The organism is Actinoallomurus soli (assembly GCF_024055715.1).
Classification (GTDB): domain Bacteria; phylum Actinomycetota; class Actinomycetes; order Streptosporangiales; family Streptosporangiaceae; genus Actinoallomurus; species Actinoallomurus soli.
The window spans coordinates 1-19,266 of sequence record NZ_JAMXMV010000017.1; the positions used below are offsets into that span (position 1 = coordinate 1).

The window sequence follows — 19,266 nt, forward strand, 5'->3', positions numbered from 1 at the left end:
GCCGGTGGCGAAGGCGGCGGCGGCGTTCGCCAGGGCGTCGGGAGCGAGGCGGACGTCGTCGTCGGGGAAGGCGACGATGTCGTAGTCGGGGTCGAGTGCGGCCAGTCCGGTGTTGCGGCCCAGCGAGAGGCCGCGGTCGGAGGTGATGCGGCGGAGGGGGAGTCGGTCGCGGTAGGTGTCGATGACGGTGGCGGTGTCGGTGGTGTGGCTTTGGTCGACGACGATGACCTGGGTGGGGGGCTGGGTTTGGTCGGCCAGTGAGCGCAGGAGGGTGTCCAGGTGGACGGGGCGGCCGATGGTGGCGATCACGCACGCCACGTGTAGCTGTGCGGACATGGCTTGATCATCGCCGTACGGTCTCGCGTGGCGTCGCCGCCTCGACGGCGGCAGGGGCTCTCCGGTGCGAACGGTTACCCGCCCATTGCCGCCTCGTGCGCCGGGTGAGCGGCCGGACGCCCGTCCGCCGTCGGCGCGCCGTGGTCAGCCGTTCCCGCGCGTGGCGAAGACCCAGCCTCGGTTGATGACGTAGCTCGACGGAGGGCTCACCAGGATGAGCAGCGCTTGCGCGACCATGACGGGAATCCCGGCGAGCTCGACGAGGAGCGGCAGGCCGACGAGCGACGTCGCGAGGAATCCGAGGCCGACCGCGTAGAACCGCAGAAATCCCGGCAGCCACGTCCGGCCGGTGACCGGGAAGACGACCCGCCGGTACACCGGATAGACGAGCAGCGCGGTGACGAGATGACTGAACACCGCCAGCAGAAGGTACGGCATGGCCGCACCGAAAACCAGCAGGCCGATCCCGAGGAGGCCGTAGTACACACCGGCCGTGCCGGCGCCCGCCAGCAGATAGGCGACGCGCTGCCCGTGCCGCGTCGCGGGCGTCCCCCGCCGCATGACTGCGGTCCGCGGTGTACGACGGGGTCGCGTCGCGCGCCCGTTCGGTCCGCTCACCGAACGACGTGTTTCAGGTACCGGGCAGCGGCCGGGCCCGTGTTGACGATCAGGTCGAGGATCGTGACCTGGTGGTCGAACGGCGGATGGAGCTGGGAGTACTCCGGATAGCCGGAGTAGTCGAACCACCGGACCTCGATGCCCGCGTCCTGGAAGAGCTCCTCGTTCAGATAGGCGCGGGCCGCCGGACCGGTCACGTACTCGTCGGCGCCGGCCTTCCGGCACAGGTCGAGCACCCGCTCGGTCCTGGATCCCGCCGGGGCGTAGTCCTCGGCGCGGCTCAGATTCGCCCGGATGCCGAGCAGCGCGCAGATCCCTTCGAGGAAATGCCGGTTTATCGCCGACAGCCTGCCGGACGCGCACGTGCGGTACAGCTCCTCGATGGCCGGCGCCATCTCGCCGAAGCAGGGGGCCTTGCGGTATGCCTGGGTGAGGATCCGCCAGTGCCTCACGTGCCAGTCCGGGTCGCTCACCGTGACCTCGTTGATGAGTCTGCTCAACGGGCCCCGGCTGATCGGGATCGACAGCCACCTCGCGCCCGCCTCCGTCTTGATGCGATTGCGGTTGCGCCAGTTCCCTGCGGTGTACTGCACGTTGTCGAGCAGGATGAACTCGTCGACGTAGGCGATCAGATCGAAGTATCCCTTCCACGGGACATAGTTGGACTGCAGGATGGCGACTCGCTTCATGCGCTGTCTCTCTCTCGCGGAAGCCGACGGCTCCGGGCGGCTCAAGGCCGCTGGGACAGGACACCGGGAGGACACGCCGGCTCGCCGGCCGGGTCGGACCGGTTCGCCTCCGCGCGCACCACATAGGTGGGGCGGCCCATCCCGCCGGAGTGGAGCCGGCCCAGGTACTCGCCGAGGATCCCGATCGCGAGCATCTGCGCGCTGGAGAACAGCGCCACCATCGACGCCACGCTCGTGAAGCCGGCGACGGTCGTTCTCCCGGCGAAGTAGTTCCACAGCAGGACGGTGAGAAGGCAGACCCCGAAACCGCCCACCAGCAATCCGAGGTAACTCACGCATCTCAGCGGGGTCGAGCTGTAGCCGACGACCACGTTGACGGCCTGGCGCAGCAGCGCCCGCAGGGTATAGCCGGAGCGCCCCTCGGTCCGCTGATCCATGTGCACGTCGACCTCTTCGATCCGGGTGGTGCACCACGACAACGCGATGTCGAGGCACACGTACGGACCGGTCACCCCGTCCAGGCCGCCGCGCAGGAACGCCCGGAAGGCGCGGAAGGCGCTGATGGACCGCGCGCTCCGTACGCCCAGCGGACCCGACAAAGCGATCTTCAGCAGGTGCGACGAGAGGTTCCGCGCCATCCCGTGCTCGTCCTCCCGGGGGCGGCCGTAGACGAGGTCGACGTCGCCGGTGAGCGCGGCGAGCAGGCGCGGGATCTCCTCCGGCGGATGCTGCAGGTCGTCGTCCATCGTCACGATGACCTCGTGGACGGCCGCACGGACGCCGGCGATCGTGGCGTGGTGCTGGCCGTAATTGCGGGCCAGCCGGATGGCGCGGACCTCGGGACGGCGCCGGGCGAGGTCCGCGGCGACCTCCCAGGTACGGTCCGGGCTGCCGTCGACCACCAGCACGACCTCGTAGCCGGCCGTCGCCTCGGGCAGGACGGCGGCGAGCCGGTCGACGAGAGACGGCAAGGTACGCGCCGATCGGTAGCATGGGACAACTACTGAAACGAACATCGATACCTCGCAGAACGCCCTCGCAGTTCTCCGCCGTCGATGTCGATTATCTCGATCACGGGTCCGCGGATCACTCGCCCGGCAAGGCGGTTTGCCGACTCCGGAGGCTATACGGACCGTTCGCATTCCCGCGAGGGCGTCTCATGGCGAGACGAACCCGCATCCCTTACGCCAGCCGCACGACGATCGTGAAATCGTAGCCGTTGTAGTCATGCAGGAGCGCGACGTTCTTCGAGTAATGCCGCTTGCAATGATCAAAGTAGAACAGCGGGTCGCCGTAGTAGAGATCGTCGCGCATGCGTTCCGGGTCGGAGTAGGACGTGAGCAGGTTGAAAGCGAATCCCCGAGTGCTCACCTCGGCCATCTGCGCGACCTCTTCGAGCACATACCGCTGCCATTGCACCGGATCGAAGCCCAGTTTCATGTTGAAGGTGCCACTGGCGACGGTGTAGTCGGCCGGGATCAGGTCGGCGCGGTCGCCGACGAAGCGGACCCGGGCGTCACCGCCGTACAGTGCCTCACCCTGCGATCGCATCGCCTCGGAGATGTCGAATCCGCAGTAGGTGAACTCGCTCCAGCGGGCCGCCAGGAACTCCGCCAGCGCCCCGTAGCCGCTCCCGTAATCGTTGACCGAGAACGGCTCGGCCCCGTCGATCACCTTGACGAGCTGCTCGAACCGGACCGTCTGCGCGGCCGGCGTGGCGAAGTCCACGCCCGCGTGCGTGGCGCCGTGCTCCTTGACCTTGTTCGCGAAGTAGGCCTCGACGTCGCGCAGCATCTCCTTCATCGGGTCTTCGCTCCCCGGGAGGACGGGACCTTCGCCGCGGCGATCCGTGCGGAGACCCGCTGGGCCGTCAGCGAGGCCGCCCGTTTCCACGCGTTCTTGACGCCCCCGGCCCGGAGAGGAGCCCCCTCGGCGTGTTCGAGGAAGGAGTACCAGGGGAGGACATCGGAGAAGTCGGTGGCGCGGTTCGCGCCGATCCACCATTCGTCGCCGAACCTGCGGCCGCTGCGGAACGCCGGCCACGCACTCTGGTAGTGGATCCGCCACGCGTCGTGGAGGATCACGTAGCCGTGCCGTCCGATCAGGTCGGCCGCCTGGAGCACGCATCGGCGGCGCTTGCGGCCGTCGACGATGGCCAGGTCGCAGGCGAAGCCGAGCCGCGCGGGCAGCGAGATGTAGTCGTCCAGCGGCGCGAGGCGGTCCTTCTCGCGCCCGGGCACCCAGGGCAGGAGCTCCCCGAAGTCGTAGCCGACCGCCAGGATCCCGCCGTCGCTGAAGAACTTGCCGGTGTCGGCCTCCGCGAGCTTTTCGGCATGGGTCACGACGGCGCGATGCCGGGCGGCCAGCTCCGGTGCGACCGACGAATCGAAGTACTCCCGATGATGCTCGATCGCGAGCCACTGGTAGGGCACGCCGAGATGATCGAGGAACCTCGTGTACCAAAGGGTGCTGCGTCCTGTTCCCCATTCGACGACGCGTACCGGCTCGCCGTCGCGGAGGGACGCGAGCCGGTGCAGGAGCTCTTCGTAGAGGTCGGCGTCACGAACGCTCATCCACGCCTTGGGACTCTCCGTTTCGCTCCACCATGTGGTACCGGGATTCATCATGAGGGAGTCCTTTCCGTCGTGCTCGGAACGGTACCGTTCCCCTCGCGGCGCCTCCGTATGGTGACCGCTTGCCGCCTGTATGCGCGTGTCGTTCACTGGTACGTCCACGGCGAAAGCCGAAGGTCGCGGCCCCCCTTCTGAAATCGACAGTCTCCGGCGAATCGGGTCGCATATCGTCATTCGCGGCTCTCGGCCGGCGCGCAAATGGCTCATGCATTCTCCGGTAGTGATCGGTAAAGGCGCCCACGCGACGGTTCGGTGCCCGGGCGCCGCGTGGAATGGTGTATCGCAGCGGACCGCCGGAGGGGGAGGTTGTGGACGCTTCTGCCATACGCACCACCACGGCTCTGGAAGACCGTCACTGGTGGTACCTCGAACGGCGCAGGCTCATCGCCCGCGAGGTACGGAGGCTCGGCGCCCCCGGGAAGGCGCTCGACATCGGCGCCGCCGGCGGCGGGAACACGCGGGTCCTGCGCAGCTGCGGATGGCAGGCGCTCGCCGTCGACTACAGCGAGACCGGCGTGGAGATCGCCCGCCGACGCGGGGTGGACGCGATCCGCGCCGACGCGCGGGACCTGCCCATGGCCGACGGAAGCCACGACCTCGTCCTGGCCTTCGACGTCCTGGAGCACATCGAGGAGGACCACCTCGCGGCCGCCGAGATCGCCCGGGTGCTCCGCCCCGGAGGCACGACGCTGATCGCGGTACCCTGCGACATGACGCTCTGGTCCGCGCACGACGAGGCCAGCGGCCATTTCCGGCGCTACGACCGGGAGACCCTCACCGATCTCATCACCGGATCGGGACTCGTGATCGACAGCATGTGGAGTTGGAACGTTCTGCTGCGTCCGGTCGTCGCGTGGCGACGGCGCTCCTCGACCGGAGGCGACGTGTTCCGGTTGCCCGCGCTCGTCAACCTGGGCCTCACGGCCGTCATCACCGCGGAACGCTATCTGCCGGTGCGGAGGCTGCCGGGGGTGTCGCTGATGCTGCGAGCGCATCGCCCTCCGGCCTTCTCCCGCGGACTCGACGGGCGCGGCCGTACGTGACGCGCGGACGGCACCGCGCGTCACATGGTCGTCCAGCCGCCAACGAGGTGAACTCCATGAAGGCATTGGTCCTGGCCGGGGGGCGTGGCACACGCCTGCGTCCGCTCACTCACACGTCGGCGAAGCAACTCGTGCCGGTCGCGAACCGGCCGGTGCTCTTCTACGGCCTGGACGCGATCAGAGAGGCGGGGATCACCGAGACCGCCATCGTCGTCGGGGACACGGGCAAGGAGGTACGGGCGGCGGTCGGTGACGGGACCGAGTTCGGACTGAAGGTGTCCTACATCCAGCAGGAGGCGCCGCTGGGCCTGGCGCACTGCGTCCTGATCGCCCGGGACTTCCTCGGTGAGGACGACTTCGTCATGTACCTCGGCGACAACCTGCTCATCGGCGGGATAGCGGACCTGGTGGCGGCCTTCCGATCCGGCACGTACGCCGCGCAACTGCTCCTCAGCCGGGTCGCCGAGCCGCAGTTCTACGGAGTGGCGGAGCTCGACCCCACCGGTGCCATCCGCAGCCTGCAGGAGAAGCCCGACGTGCCGAGGAGCGATCTGGCCATCGTCGGCGTGTACATGTTCTCCTCCGCGGTGCACGAGGCGGTGCGCGCGATCACCCCGTCGGCCCGCGGCGAGTTGGAGATCACCGATGCGGTCCAGTGGCTGATCAACCATGACCATCCGGTGCACTCCTACCTGGTCAGCGGCTACTGGAAGGACACCGGCCGCCTGCGGGACATCCTCGAGTGCAACCGCATCGTGCTGGAACGGGTCGAGGCCCGCACCGAGGGGACCATCGGCGGGCGCACGGAGATCGAAGGACGGGTCGTCGTCCAGCCGGGCGCCGTGGTCGAGGACTCGGTGCTGCGCGGGCCGATCGTCATCGGGTCCGGAACGAAGGTGGTCCGCTCCTACGTCGGACCGTTCACGTCCATCGCGGAGGACTGTGTGATCGAGGACGCGGAGCTCGAATATTCGATCGTCCTCGGGAGTTCGACGATCCGGGGGGTTCCCCGGATCGAGCATTCACTGATCGGCCGGGACGTCGAGGTGACCGGTGCCTCGCGTGTTCCCAACGCCCACCGGCTCATGGTGGGCGATCACAGCAAGGTGCAACTACGGGCATGAGATTCCTCGTCACCGGCGGAGCCGGGTTCATCGGATCGAACTACGTTCACGCGCTGCTGAGCGGGGCCTACCCCGGCTTCGAGGACGTGACCGTCACCGTGCTGGACAAGCTGACCTACGCCGGCCGGGCGGCCAACCTGGCGTTCGCGGCGCATGATCCGGCGTTCACGTTCGTGCGCGGGGACATCACGGACGGCGACCTGTTGCGGCGGCTGCTCCCCGGGCACGACGTCGTCGTCAACTTCGCCGCGGAGTCCCACGTCGACCGGTCGATACACGATGCCGCCGGCTTCGTGCACACCAATGTGGCGGGGACGCAGCGGCTGCTCCAGGCGGCCGTCGAGGCGGAGGTCCGGACATTCCTGCAGGTCTCCACGGACGAGGTGTACGGCTCGATCGAGGAGGGATCGTGGCCCGAGACCGATCCCCTGCTGCCCAACTCGCCGTACTCCGCGTCGAAGGCGGGCGCGGACCTCCTCTGCCACGCGTACCACCGCACCTACGGGCTGGACGTGCGCGTCACGCGCTGTGCGAACAACTACGGGCCGCGGCAGTTTCCCGAGAAGGTCATTCCGCGGTTCATCACCAACCTGCTCGACGGGCGCAGGATCCCGCTGTACGGCGACGGCGGGAACGTCCGCGAATGGCTGCACGTGGACGACCACTGCCGCGCGATCCAGCTCGTCCTGCAGAAGGGCGGCGCGGGCGAGACGTACAACGTCGGCGGTGGCGCCGAGATGACGAACCTGGAGCTCGCCGAGAGACTGCTCGCCGCGCACGGTGCCGGGTGTGACATGGTCGAGTACGTCGACGACCGCCCCGGCCACGATCGCCGCTACGCGCTGGACACGACCAAGCTCCGCGGACTCGGCTACCGGCCCGAGGTGGACTTCGACGAGGGGATCGCGGCGACCGTGCGCTGGTACGCCGACAACGAGGCCTGGTGGCGGCCGTTGATCGCACGCCGGCGGAATGGGCCCGTCTAGATTTCGTAGACGGACCAGTCTCCGGCCGTGAACCGCAGCCGCGCGAGATGCGCGAGCGCGGGGGCGGGGCCGTCGTGGCGCCGGTCGACGAAGAGCCAGCGGACGCCGTACCGATCGCGAAGCCGTCGTACGGTGACGGGCGAGGGACGATGGAACGCCGCGTCGTTGTCCGCCAGCCGGCCACGGTCCCAGAACGGCACGGCGGCGTCCTTCACGTGCGTCTTCGCGGCCTCCTCCGGGGTCCTCGCCTCGTAGGACCAGCCTTCCACCAGGACGCGGCGCTCGGTGTACGCGGCCACCGAGAAGTGCTGAGCGTCGCAACGTCCGGGGTTCGGCGTGGTACAGATCGAGTTGGTCGCCACCACGTCGCCGGGGCGGGAATGGTCGCGCAGCCAGCGTCCCGCCGCGATGGTGCCCGGGGTGATGACGGTCGTCGGTGACGTCCGCACGACGCCGCGCCAGGTGTCCCGCACGTGAGCGGCGGTCGTCGGCAGCACGAGCCCCATGACGAACGCGGCGGCGATCGCCGGCGATGCCGGTCGCAGGGAGAGGTGCCGGCGGCCGGCCACGGCCAGCGCCGCCAGGAGGACCGCGACGGCGCAGACGAGGACGAGGAATGGGCCGAGGACGCGCTGCACGGGTACGCCCGCGCCCGGCCTCGGCCCGTCGTTCAGCCGGCGGATCGTCAGGATCAGAGCCACGCCACCGCCCATGGCGGCGAGCAGCGCGCGCCGGAATCTCGCGTCCTCCCGCGGTGGGAGCACGGCCACCAGACCGTGCACCGCGACCAGACAGAGGTACGGCGCCGCGCCGTACAGGAACTGGCGCTGGGAACTACCGGGGAAACGCAGAATCAGACCTGCCGCGGCTCCGGAGACGCCGACGCCGAGCAGCAGGAGCACGGGTGCGTCGAGCACGGCCCTCGGCCGGAAGGCGAGCATGATCAGGCCGACCCAGACGCAGCCCAGCCCGAACACGCAGATCAGGACCACGGCGACCTTGAGGGAGAGTGACGGGCCCGTCGTCGCGCCGACGTCTGCCGCGACCGTGCCGAAGATCGACAGCGGATGCACGACCAGTCCGTCGGAGGTCCCACCGAAGATCGCTATCTGCGCGAACAGCAGAGCCGTCGTGACCATGACGGCGGCCACGGCGGCGGTTCGATGGAGTCGCCGCCGTACGAGCGCGGTCACGGCCAGCACACAGAGCAGGCCGCTGAGGAGGATCGGCAGGAAGACCGACTTGGAACCGAGCGTCGCGGCGAGCAGGACGGCGAACAGGACCCACGGGCCACGGGCCGCCCTCGGCCGCCGGAGAAGATCGACGAGGAGGAGGACCAGGGCGGCGAACAGCATCGCGCCGAAGGCCTGGGTGGGACTCCACCACGGGACCTCGTCCCGCAGGATGATGTTCGCTCCGAGGCCCGGCGCCCAGGGGCACGGACTGGGGCAGCGGGCGAAGACGGCGAGCCCGAGCGCCGCCAGGCCCGGCCACCACCCGCCGGTGAGGCGTCGGGCGATCATCGCCGTCAGGACGATCGAGGCCGCCAGGACCGGCAGCAGGTAGAGGCGGTAGAGCAGGGCTTCGGGCTCGATTCCCGTGGCCCAGCTGGTGGCCGCCATGTCGGCGTAGACGAACCAGTGGTAATGCAGCGGCTCGCCGAGCACGAAGGGCGAGGCCGGCGGGACGTGGTGCTTCAGCTCGCCCAGCAGGCCGAGGTGGAAGGGCATGTCGATGTAGGGCGCCGCGTATCCGGGCCAGGCCAGCCGGTGATCACGGAAGAACGACGTACCGCTCGCCATCACGGCCAGCGCGACGAACGCCGCCAGACCCCAGGAGAACGCCGCGGGCGCCCGGCCGGCACGGCCGGCCCCTCTCCAGTACGGGCGGAGCGCCGGTATGGCCACGAAGGCGATGATCGTGGCGATCGGCCACGCCGGCACGAGCAGCGGCAGCCCGGCCCAGCGCTCGGGGAGGTAACCGAGCACGGTGATCGCGTGTCCGAGGGCGGTGCCGACCGCCGCGTCCTCGGCGAGATGCCGTGCGCCACCGCGGAGGGCACGGACGAGGAGCGTGCCGGGCAGGGTCACGGCGAGCACCGAGAACACCCCGAACACCGCCGTCTGCCGGTGATCGACGCCGTAATGGTGGAGTACCGCCACGGTGAGCGCCAGGACCGATCCGGCGGGCGGCCAGCCCGACGACAGGGCCTCGCGGACGGAGAGCCGGGACCTCGCCGTCCTGACCTGACCTGTCGCGTCGCGGGCCGTCTGAACCGGTGTCACTGGAACCCCATGTGATCTTCTCTCGGGACGAAGGCCGACCGCGGGTGCCGAACGGATCTCGTCTCCTGCCTGGGAAGGGCCGGAAGGCCCGGCCTCCCCGGGCGGGTCAGCCGGGGCCGTCATACGACAGGACGCTCTCCACGACGGTGTCCACCTCGGCGTCGGACATCGCCGCGAAGAGTGGGAGCCGGACTATTCGGTCGGCCATGTTCTCGGTGGTCGGGCAACCTCCCGGAGCGATGCGTCCGTACCGCAGTCCGCCGGGCGAGGTGTGCAGGGGCTGGTAATGGAAGACCGCCTGCACCCCCCGATCGGCGAGGTGACGCAGGAACGACTGACGGCTCGCAAGGTCGGGCAGCAGCAGGTGGTAGAGGTGCGCCGGGTGCTCGCAGCCGACGGGGACGAGGGGCCGCCTGATCCCGCGTTCCTCGACCCGGTCCGCGAGCCGCCGGTCGTACGACGCCCAGATGCGGTGCCGTCGGCGCTGGATGTCCTCCATCGCCTCCAGCTGCGCCACGAGGAAGGCGGCCAGGAGCTCGGACGGCAGGTAGCTGGAGCCGTTCTCGACCCAGCGATACTTGTCCACCATGCCGCGGAAGAACTGACTGCGATTCGTCCCCTTCTCACGAATGATCTCCGCGCGTTCGACCAGCCGCGGATCGTTGATGACCAGGGCTCCGCCTTCACCGCACTGAACGTTCTTCGTGGCGTGGAAGCTCTGAGTGGCCAGCGCGCCGAAGGAGCCGAGCGGGCGGCCCTTGTAGCGGCCGCCGAACCCGTGCGCGTTGTCCTCGACGATCGTCAGGCCGTGCCGGTCGGCGATCGCCGTGATGGCGTCCATGTCACAGGCCACGCCCGCGTAGTGGACGACGACGATCGCCCGGGTGCGGGGGGTGATCGCCGCTTCGATCCGGCGCTCGTCCAGGTTCAGGGTGTCCGGGCGGCAGTCGGTGAACACCGGGACCGCACCCCGCAACGCCACCGCCGTGGCCGTCGACACGAAGGTGAACGACGGCATGATGACCTCATCGCCCGGCGCGAGGTCGAGCAGCAGCGCGCTCATCTCCAGCGCGTGCGTGCACGAGGTCGTCAGGAGCGCGGCGGGAGCGCCGATGACCTCGGCGATCAGGGAGTTCGCCCGCCTTGTGAACGGGCCGTCGCCCTCCAGGAGCCCGCTGGCGAGCACCGCCGTCATGTGCTGCTGTTCCGCCCCCGTGACGTACGCGCGGTTGAAGGGCACGGCCGGTGTCCCGGTCGGAGTCGTCCGGTCCACCGTCCCGGTGGAGATCGCCCGCTCCGTCGTCCTGCTCACGACTCGGCGCTCGATTCCGGCGTCCGGAGCGCCCGGCGCAGGTACCAGGAGACGGCGAGACCACCGATGATCACCGGGAACGTCCGGCCCAGCCCCCAGTAGAAGATGCGTCCCATCTCGAGCAGCCCGATGTAGAGGACCGAGTAGAGGATCAGCCCGCCCACGTCGCCCGAGCGCAGTGCGCGGTAACAGATGCCGAGGGCGAGTCCGAGGACCGTCCACCAGATGAGCGCGCCGGCCAGGCCGTAGTCCGCGACCGCCAGAAGAAGGGATCCGTTGTTGACGAATTCGAGGTTGCCGTACTGCTGCAGGACCTTGGACCACTCGTCCAGGCTGATGCCGAGGACGCTGCGGGGGTCCAGCAGCGACCCGAGTACCGGGGCGCTCCAGATGAACGGAACCGTGAAGAACGGAGCCCTCGTGTAAGGCGCGAGGCGCGCGAGGAGAATGGCCGAGTTGTTGGACGCGGTGGCGTAGTACCCGCCGAGCCGGAGCATGATGAACTCGCCGAAACCCACATCCCCGTACTGGGGATGGCGATCGTTCCAGCTCCGGGTGAACTCGAAGACGGCGAAGACGACGGCCAGCGCCAGCGGAGCGAGTAAGGGGAGGGCGGCCCAGAACAGCTTGCGCCGGGACCGGCGCGTGGTCCCGGTCCGCGTGGCCGCGGCGAGCACCACCGCGGGGATCGCCATCTCGAACAGTGCGAGGCGCTCGGCGTTGATGAACACCCTGAGCAGCGTCAGGACCGCCAGCAGTGCCAGGGACCAGTGGTGTCGTCGGCCGCTGATCCGGCGGTCGAGCAGCAGGCACACGAGCGCCAGCGGCCCGAACTGGGTCAACGTCGTGACGCCGGGGGCGGTGGAGAAGTACACCTGTTTGTCCACGATCAAGGCACCCTGATCCAGGTGCATGGCGCTGAGGACCTGCGCGATGCCGTATCCGCGCGACAGCGCGAGGAGCATCCAGACGGCGTACCCGGTGACGGTGAGAGCCAGGAAGACGTTGCCGGCCCGCCGGAGGATCCGCCGCTGCGCCGCGCTGGTGGTCAGCCGAGGGCCCCGGACCGGAACCCGGCCGTGGGCGAGGGACGGCACCATGGCTCCGGCCACGAAGGCGCCGAGGAGCAGCAGGCTGGTCAGGCCGGTCTCGGAGCCGAAGTACTTGGGGGTCCGCCACCACAGGAGGTAGTCCTCGCCGGGAGTCATCCAGGCGACGGCGAGGCACGGCAGCACGGTGAGGACCGCGGTCCAGGAGGGGTGCAGCCACCAGGCGCCATCGCGCACCCGGAGCTGACTCGGACTGGATGCCTCGGCTTCGGTCGCCCCCGGCCGGTCACCGAGGGCGGCGAATGTTCGAGTGGTCACGGACGCTCCAGCCTTGATCGTGTCTCGTGGAACCCCGACGCGGCGGCCTCCTCGGATGAGGCCGCCGGGCACGGATGGTCAGGCGGTGGGCTCGTGCGTCGCCGCGCTCGGCACCGGCTCGCGGCCGTCGGGGCCCGGGGAGGGCGCCGTCCTCTCGGACTTCCCGGTCCCGGGGACCCGGCCCGGGGAGATGTAGCGGTAGTAGCGGTCGTTGCTGCTCGGCTTCGTCATGTTCACGACGACGCCGAGGGTCTCCGCGTTCACGGCGGCGAGGCTCTCCGCCGCGGACCGCAGTTCGTCGTACTTGGTCCGTCCCGCCCGTGCGACGAGGATGACCCCGTCACAGCCGGAGGCGACGACCGCGGCGTCGGCGACCGGGAGGAGCGGGGGAGAATCGACGATGACGTAGTCGGCGTGCTCCCGCAGTTCTTCCAGGACCTGCTGCATCCTCCGCGTGCCGAGCAGTTCGCTGGGGTTCGGCGGCACCGGACCGCTGGTGACGACCTTGATCGTCGATCGTCTCTTGGCCTGCTGGACGACATCGGCGATCTTCGCCTGACCCGCCAGCACGCTCGTGAGGCCGGCTCCTTCGACGAGCCCGAGAGAGGCGGCGATCGACGAGCGCCGCAGGTCGGCGTCCACGAGGACGACGCGGGCACCGTCATCGGCTAGGGAGAACGCGACGTTCAACGCGGTGCTCGACTTGCCGTCGCCCCGGTGCGGGCTGGAGATGACGATCGTCCGCGGGGGCCGGTCGACGCCGATGAACCGCAGGTTGGTCCGGAGCTTGCGGTACGCCTCGGCGCGCTTGCCGAAGCGGTCGGTGTCGTCGGCGAGGACGTGCCTGCGCGCGGCGAATTCGCGCGGGACCTCGCCGAGCACGGCGAGACCCTTGATCCGGCTCACGTCCGCGGCCTGGCCGATCCGGGTGTCGAGGGCGTCCTTCAGCGCGCCCGCGGCGATTCCGGCGATCACCCCGAGAACGAGGCCGATGATGATGTTGAGCGTCGGTTTCGGGCTGCTCGGCTCGGCCGGGACCGCGCCCGGGCGTACGACGTGGATCTGGATCGCCCAGGGCCGGCCCGCCTGGGGCCCTTCCAGGTCGGAGACCGCCTTGGCGAGATGCCGGGTCACGCTGTTGACGATGCGCGCGGCCATCACCGGGCTGGAGGCGGAGGCGCTGACGTTCAGCAGCGCGGTGTCCAGGGGCACCTCGACCGACAACCGCTTGGCGAGGGTGTCCGGCCGCATGCGCAGGCCCAGTTCCCTGAGGACCGGCTCGGTGACCGTCGGCGTGGTCACGATGTCGGCGTAGGAGCGGACCTTCTGCTGGCTGAGCAGTGTGCCCTGGTACGCCTGGTCGAGCCGGTCCGTCGTCTGGGAGAGGGAGAAGAAGACCGACGCCTTCGACTCGTACGTCGGTGACTGCAGCATGGTGATGAGCTGGGCGACGATGACGCCCAGCACCGGTGCGATCGCCAGCAGCACCAGGTGCCGGCGGAGCCCACGTACCAAATCACTGATCGTCACGCGATCTCCTCGTCGATGTCCACCGTCGACGGTGACGCGCCGACGTACCAATGAGCTCCGCGACCGATCACGCCGCCGCTCCCGGGACGAGGCCGGCGAAGACCTCCAGATGTCTTCGGGCGCACTCGGCCCACGTGAACCGCCGCGCGTTGGCCTGACCCCGGGTCCGCAGGACCGCGGCGAGGGCGTCGTCGGCGAGGACGTCGCGCAGCGCCCCGGCGATGGAGCCCGGACCGAGGTCGGTGATGACGTGGGCGGCGTCTCCGGTCACCTCGGGCAGCGCGCCCCGGTCGGAGGTGACGACCGGTGTGCCGCAGGCCATCGCCTCGACCACCGGGAGTCCGAACCCCTCGTGGCTCGACGGCAGCGCGAACACGGCCGCGGCCCGCATCAGCGGCGCGACGAGCTCCGCCGGAACCTGGCCGAGGTACCGCACGTGGGGCGCGTCCGCCAGCAGGGCTTCGATCGGCGCGGACCCGCGGAACGATCCACCGGCGACGACCAGCGGGACCCCCAGCCGGCTGATCTCCGGGCGGCCGACGGCCTCGACGAGCGCCGGTAGGTTCTTGCGGGGATCGAGATTGCCGAGATACAGGACGAAGCGTTCCGCCAGGCGAAGAGGAGCGAGGAGCCTGCCGTCCGCGGAGCCGTCGGGATGGAAACGCCGCGTGTCGATGCCGTGCGGGATGACGTGCAGGCGGTCCGGCGGAACGCCGAACTCGGCCTCGATCTCCCGCGCGGAGTTGGCGGAGACGGTGATGACGGCGGCTGCGAGCCGGGTCAGGCGAGCCACGCGCATCCGCCACGTCCGCTCCCACAGCGCGCGGCGCAGGCCGGGGACGCGGACCGAGGGAACTCCGTGGACGGTCGCCACGATCGGTATCCGGGCGGGGAGCAACGCCCCGGTGTCCCCGGGGTAGTGCAGCAGATCGGCCTGCCGGTGATCCACGCGCCCGGGCCAGGCGACGCCCTCCGCCGCGGCGTAGGCGAGCGCGCGTACGACACCCGTGCGCCCGTCACCCGGCGGCGTCATCACCTCGGCCGTCACCCCGAGGCGGGCCAGGTGGTGATAGAGCCACTCGGTGTACGTGGTGTTGCCGCCGACGTTGCGGCTCAGGACCTTGCCGGTCAGCGCGACCCGGATACGCGGCGACGTGGCCCCGCCGGCGAGCGCGGCCCGCCGGACCGGCCTGACCGTACGGTCCGGCGCGAGTGCTGCGCGTGCGTCGCCGGCCGGTGGGACGTGGGTCATGCCGTCCGCACCTCCGCCGGCCCCCGGCTCAGCGCGGTGACGAAGTCCTTCATCTTGTCGATGAAGATCGCCTCGTCGAAACGGGCCGCGTGGTCCCGGAGGATCTCTGGTTCGAACCGCATCCCCTGGAAACGGCGCAGCGCGTCCTTGAGAGAGTCGACGGTCTGCCGGTCGAAGAACGTCCCCGTCAGCCCCTCGACGACGGTCTCCTGCAGACCGCCCCCGTTGAACGCGATGACCGGCCGTCCGCTCGCCATGCTCTCGAGCGGGATCAGGCCGAAGTCCTCTTCGGCGCAGTGGATCAGCGCTCTGGCCCGGCGGTAGTAGCCCGCCATCTCCGTGTCGCCGACCCAGCCGGTGAACCGGGTCTTCGGGCCGGCGATCGCCCGCAGCCGGGGCAGCTCGCTGCCCGTCCCGGCGACCACCAGGGGCAGATCCAGGTCCCGGCAGGCGCGCACCGCCAGGTCGACTCGCTTGTAGGGGACCAGCCGCCCGGCGATGAGGAAGAAGTCGTCCGGCCCGTCGCCTGCGATCGAGAAACGCGACAGTTGAATGGGCGGGTGGATGACGACGGCGTTCCGGCGGTAGTACTTTTCTACCCTTTGCGCGACGAATGCCGAGTTGGCGATGAAGGCGTCGACGCGTGCGGTCGCGGCCAGATCCCACATCCTCATATGCCTGATGAAAGCGGGCATGGCCAATCGGATTACTGGGTTCAAGGGCCCGAAACCTGGATTCTTTGCATAGCGGTAGTGGTCGCTCCAATAATAACGGGTCGGCGTGTGGAGATAGCAGATGTGCGGCGTCTCGGGGCGTGTCACGATCCCTTTCGCCTCGGCCGAGCAGCTTGAGATGACGACGTCGTAGGAGCTGAAATCGAATGATTCAAAGGCGAATGTCCGCAGAACCGGGTAAAGCTGGTGCCGGGTGGCGGCGAGCGGCCATTTCTGCAAGAACGACGTCCGTACCTGGGCCTGCGCGAACTGCGGCAGCGCCCGGGGTGCGAAGACCGACGTGTAGATCGGTGCGTCCGGGAACGCCTTGTGCAGACTCCACAGGACGCGCTCGGCCCCGCCCTGGTTGGTGAGCCAGTCGTGGACCAGTGCGACCTTCAGGCCGCTTCCCTCGCCTCGCCCGCGCGGGGCGGGAATCGCCCCGGAGTCCGGCCGGCCGTCCGACCGGGCCTCCACTTCCATTCGTGTCATCGGTTCACCCCGCTCCGCGACCGGCCAGCACGGCGCTGAGGGTGCGGGCCAGGATCCGGGCGTCGAGCAGCAGCGACCAGTTGTTCACGTAGTGCAGATCAAGGTGGATCGCGTCCTTCCAGGACAGCCGGGACCTGCCGCTGACCTGCCACAACCCGGTGATGCCCGGTCGCACCCGCAGCCTGCCGTAGTCGTCCGGGTCGTAGAGGAGCACTTCGGCGTCGACCTGTGGACGCGGGCCGACGAGCGACATCTGGCCGAGTGCAACGTTCCACAACTGGGGCAGCTCGTCGAGGGACCACCGGCGCAGCCACCTGCCGAGCCGCGTGATGCGGGGATCGTCGGGAATCTTGAACAGCGGCTCGTCTCCTCGACTGTGAATGCGCAACAGTTCGGCGAGCTGCTCTGCGGCATTCACTCTCATCGAGCGGAATTTCCACATCCGAAATGGCCTGCCGTTCATGCCGATGCGTTCATGACCGAACAGCACCGGACCCGGACTGCTCAATAGCACCGCAATGGCGATGGCCAACATCAGCGGGGAGAATGCGAGAAGCAGGAGAACGGCCAGCACCCGGTCGGCGGCGTGCTTGACGCGTCGTGCTCCGTCCCCGCTCAGCAGCCGTTTTCCGGGTGGATGGCCGGTAGCATGATAAGGCGCGTCGATGTCCGCAATGCGATCTTCGAGCCGGTCTGTCGGCGTGGCCTGACCCGGCTGTGCGCCCGGTGCGAATATGGACATTATTGTTCCCCGGCGTGAGTTGAAGAATCTCCACTCCCAGGTCCCAGGTATATCACCGCCTTGTGAATGGCCGCCCCATCTCCAAGATCAACGCTTGGTCAGTCGCACGGAAATTGTTGATCGAGGCGGCTTCGGTGAGTTGTGGCTCCCGGGGCGGACGGTGCAATGCTCTGAACCCGGCATCTCGCGGTGCCGAAATTCCGAATGCCTATCGGGGGTGTATATGTGCGGCATAGCGGGCGTGGTGTCGGCGGATCGTCCCGACCCGTGCCTCGTCCGCCGTATGTGCGATGTTCTCGCCCACCGGGGGCCCGACGGCGAAGGCTTCCACGAGGATGCGCACGCCGCGCTCGGCATGCGGCGGCTCGCCATCGTCGACGTCCCGGGGAGCGATCAGCCGGTCTACAACGAGGACCGGACCGTCGTGGCGGTCTTCAACGGGGAGATCTACAACTTCCCCGCGCTACGGCGCGAACTCCGCGACCGCGGTCACCGTCTCGCCACGAACGGCGACACCGAGTGCCTCGTGCACCTGTACGAGGAACTCGGGGACGAGCTGGTCCACCGGCTCCGGGGGATGTTCGCGTTCGCCATCTGGGACGGCCGCAGACGGCGCCTCCTCCTCGCCCGCGACCGGGTGGGCAAGAAGCCGCTGTACTGGCGCACGGAGGGCGGGACGCTCTGGTTCGCCTCGGAGCTCAAGGCGCTCACGCGTGACCCCGCGCTCCGTCGTGAGGTCGACCTGGTCGCGCTGCACCACTACCTGACCTATCAGTACGTACCGGCACCCTGGTCGATCCTCCGGGGCGTGCACAAGCTGCCGCCCGGCCACCTGCTGTCCTGGCAGGACGGCGTCGCGGTGACGGCACGCTACTGGCGCGTCGACTGCACGCCCCGCGACGTCGCGTCCGAGGAGGAGGCCGCCGAAGAGGTCCGCGTCCGCCTGCTGGACGCGACACGGGTCCGCATGGTGAGCGAGCGGCCGCTCGGGGCCCTCCTGTCCGGCGGGATCGACTCCTCCGCGGTCGTCGCCGCGATGGCCCGGCACTCCGCGGGGCCCGTCAAGACGTTCAGCGTCGGCTTCGACGACGAGAGCCTGGACGAACGGCGCTACGCGCGGATGCTGGCCCGGCACTACGGCACCGACCATCACGAGATGGTCGTCACCTCCTCGGCCCTGGAGGTGCTGCCCGCGCTGTCCTGGCACTACAACGAGCCGTTCGCGGACTCCTCGTCGATCCCCACCTTCCACCTCGCGCGGATGACCGGTGAGCAGGTGACGGTCGTCCTCAACGGGGACGGCGGGGACGAGCTGTTCGGCGGTTACCTGCGCTATCTGCTCATGGCCCGCGCGGGTCGCGTCCCCGGCCTGACGTTCCTGCGGGCACCGCTCGACCGGGCCGGCTCCGCACTCGCCGCCCGCGGCGCCCCGCGCTCGGCGCTGCAGAGGGCCGGGCGGGCGATCGGGCTCCTCGGGCACCCGGCGCCGCGGCGCTACGCGCGGCTGATGTCGTCCTTCACCTCCGAGCAGAAGACGGCGCTGTACTCCGGCCCGCTGCGGGCGAGCCTGACGGACGTCGACAGCCACGGCCTGCTCGACGACGCGTTCGCCGCCTCCCGCGCCGGCTCGGTCCTGGGCCGCGTCATGGACGTCGACCTGAACACGTACCTTCCCGGCGACCTCCTCGTGAAGATGGACACCGCCACGATGGCCAACTCACTGGAGGCGCGTTCCCCGTTCCTCGACCATCACCTGGTGGAGTGGGCCGCCGGGCTCCCGCCGCGGCTCAAGGTCCGCTCGGGAACGACGAAGTACCTGCTGAAGAAGGCCGTCGAGCCCTGGCTGCCGCCCGGGCTCGTGACCCGGCCGAAGATGGGGTTCGGCGTTCCGCTCGCGCGGTGGCTCCGCACCGATCTGGCCGACCTGGCGTGGGACGTCCTGACGGACCACACGGCGAGGTCACGGGGGCTGTTCCGGCCCGAGGCGGTACGGGGGCTGCTGCGACGCCACGCGGGCGGACACGACCACGCCGGGCGCATCTGGGCGCTGCTGCAGTTCGAACTCTGGTGCCGGGTCTTCCTCGACCCACCCGTACCGGGAATCGACCACGACCTCGCGTCCCGGCCGTGAACCGGCGCGGCGC

17 protein-coding genes are annotated in these 19,266 nt (G+C 69.6%); 4 read left to right on the top strand and 13 right to left on the bottom strand.

All coding sequences use genetic code 11. The features are described 5' to 3' along the window. The 6 genes from NDW01_RS31870 to NDW01_RS31895 all read right to left on the bottom strand — a co-directional run. A partial coding sequence (locus tag NDW01_RS31870; RefSeq protein ID WP_252828063.1) for a glycosyltransferase family 2 protein occupies positions 1–336 on the bottom strand: 336 nt, incomplete at its 3' end. A gap of 144 nt (positions 337–480) precedes the next feature. Beyond that, positions 481–897, bottom strand: coding sequence for a GtrA family protein (locus tag NDW01_RS31875; protein WP_252828064.1), 417 nt, complete (start codon positions 895–897; stop codon positions 481–483). Between the two features lie 53 nt (positions 898–950). Further along, positions 951–1,643 (bottom strand): WbqC family protein, encoded by a 693-nt coding sequence (locus tag NDW01_RS31880; RefSeq protein WP_252828065.1) that lies wholly within the window; start codon positions 1,641–1,643, stop codon positions 951–953. Positions 1,644–1,684: 41 nt separating this feature from the next. Next, positions 1,685–2,659: a glycosyltransferase family 2 protein gene (locus tag NDW01_RS31885; RefSeq protein WP_256513577.1), complete on the bottom strand. Its 975-nt coding sequence runs from the start codon at positions 2,657–2,659 to the stop codon at positions 1,685–1,687. Between the two features lie 166 nt (positions 2,660–2,825). Next, the gene (locus NDW01_RS31890; RefSeq protein ID WP_252828067.1) at positions 2,826–3,446 is read right to left on the bottom strand and encodes a class I SAM-dependent methyltransferase; all 621 of its coding nucleotides are present in this window, start codon (positions 3,444–3,446) and stop codon (positions 2,826–2,828) included. Next, positions 3,443–4,216, bottom strand: coding sequence for a hypothetical protein (locus NDW01_RS31895; RefSeq protein ID WP_252828068.1), 774 nt, complete (start codon positions 4,214–4,216; stop codon positions 3,443–3,445). The genes NDW01_RS31890 and NDW01_RS31895 overlap by 4 nt, the downstream gene beginning before the upstream one ends. A gap of 368 nt (positions 4,217–4,584) precedes the next feature. Here NDW01_RS31895 and NDW01_RS31900 point away from each other — a divergent pair, with 368 nt between their 5' ends. From NDW01_RS31900 to rfbB, 3 genes are read left to right on the top strand one after another with little or no spacing between them, the layout of a single operon-like run. Further along, positions 4,585–5,319 carry a class I SAM-dependent methyltransferase gene (locus NDW01_RS31900; protein WP_252828069.1) on the top strand — a complete coding sequence of 245 codons (735 nt, stop codon included), beginning with the start codon at positions 4,585–4,587 and terminating at the stop codon, positions 5,317–5,319. A gap of 56 nt (positions 5,320–5,375) precedes the next feature. Beyond that, on the top strand, positions 5,376–6,443 hold the full coding sequence (locus tag NDW01_RS31905) for a glucose-1-phosphate thymidylyltransferase (protein WP_252784998.1): 1,068 nt from the start codon (positions 5,376–5,378) through the stop codon (positions 6,441–6,443). Continuing rightward, entirely contained in the window at positions 6,440–7,429 is a 990-nt protein-coding gene (gene rfbB, locus NDW01_RS31910) for a dTDP-glucose 4,6-dehydratase (RefSeq protein WP_252828070.1), read from the top strand. Before NDW01_RS31905 ends, rfbB begins: the two co-directional genes overlap by 4 nt. On the opposite strand, the gene NDW01_RS31915 is transcribed toward rfbB, so the two are convergent. The 7 genes from NDW01_RS31915 to NDW01_RS31945 all read right to left on the bottom strand — a co-directional run bounded on the left by NDW01_RS31915 (position 7,426) and on the right by NDW01_RS31945 (position 17,122). Next, positions 7,426–9,714: a hypothetical protein gene (locus tag NDW01_RS31915; protein ID WP_252828071.1), complete on the bottom strand. Its 2,289-nt coding sequence runs from the start codon at positions 9,712–9,714 to the stop codon at positions 7,426–7,428. The two genes, rfbB and NDW01_RS31915, sit on opposite strands and share 4 nt — an antisense overlap. A 106-nt stretch (positions 9,715–9,820) precedes the next feature. Continuing rightward, positions 9,821–11,026 carry a dTDP-4-amino-4,6-dideoxygalactose transaminase gene (gene rffA / locus NDW01_RS31920; protein WP_252828072.1) on the bottom strand — a complete coding sequence of 402 codons (1,206 nt, stop codon included), beginning with the start codon at positions 11,024–11,026 and terminating at the stop codon, positions 9,821–9,823. Beyond that, positions 11,023–12,393 carry a hypothetical protein gene (locus tag NDW01_RS31925; RefSeq protein ID WP_252828073.1) on the bottom strand — a complete coding sequence of 457 codons (1,371 nt, stop codon included), beginning with the start codon at positions 12,391–12,393 and terminating at the stop codon, positions 11,023–11,025. Before NDW01_RS31925 ends, rffA begins: the two co-directional genes overlap by 4 nt. A gap of 78 nt (positions 12,394–12,471) precedes the next feature. Then, positions 12,472–13,923, bottom strand: coding sequence for a polysaccharide biosynthesis tyrosine autokinase (locus NDW01_RS31930; protein ID WP_252828074.1), 1,452 nt, complete (start codon positions 13,921–13,923; stop codon positions 12,472–12,474). Positions 13,924–13,990: 67 nt separating this feature from the next. Further along, a complete protein-coding gene (locus NDW01_RS31935; protein ID WP_252828075.1) occupies positions 13,991–15,175 on the bottom strand; it encodes a glycosyltransferase family 4 protein in 1,185 nt (394 codons plus the stop codon). Beyond that, the gene (locus NDW01_RS31940; RefSeq protein WP_252828076.1) at positions 15,172–16,380 is read right to left on the bottom strand and encodes a glycosyltransferase; all 1,209 of its coding nucleotides are present in this window, start codon (positions 16,378–16,380) and stop codon (positions 15,172–15,174) included. The genes NDW01_RS31935 and NDW01_RS31940 overlap by 4 nt, the downstream gene beginning before the upstream one ends. 4 nt (positions 16,381–16,384) lie before the next feature. Further along, positions 16,385–17,122, bottom strand: coding sequence for a sugar transferase (locus tag NDW01_RS31945; protein WP_252828077.1), 738 nt, complete (start codon positions 17,120–17,122; stop codon positions 16,385–16,387). Between the two features lie 223 nt (positions 17,123–17,345). Here NDW01_RS31945 and asnB point away from each other — a divergent pair, with 223 nt between their 5' ends. Next, a complete protein-coding gene (asnB, locus tag NDW01_RS31950; RefSeq protein WP_305883835.1) occupies positions 17,346–19,253 on the top strand; it encodes an asparagine synthase (glutamine-hydrolyzing) in 1,908 nt (635 codons plus the stop codon). Positions 19,254–19,266 lie beyond the last annotated feature (13 nt).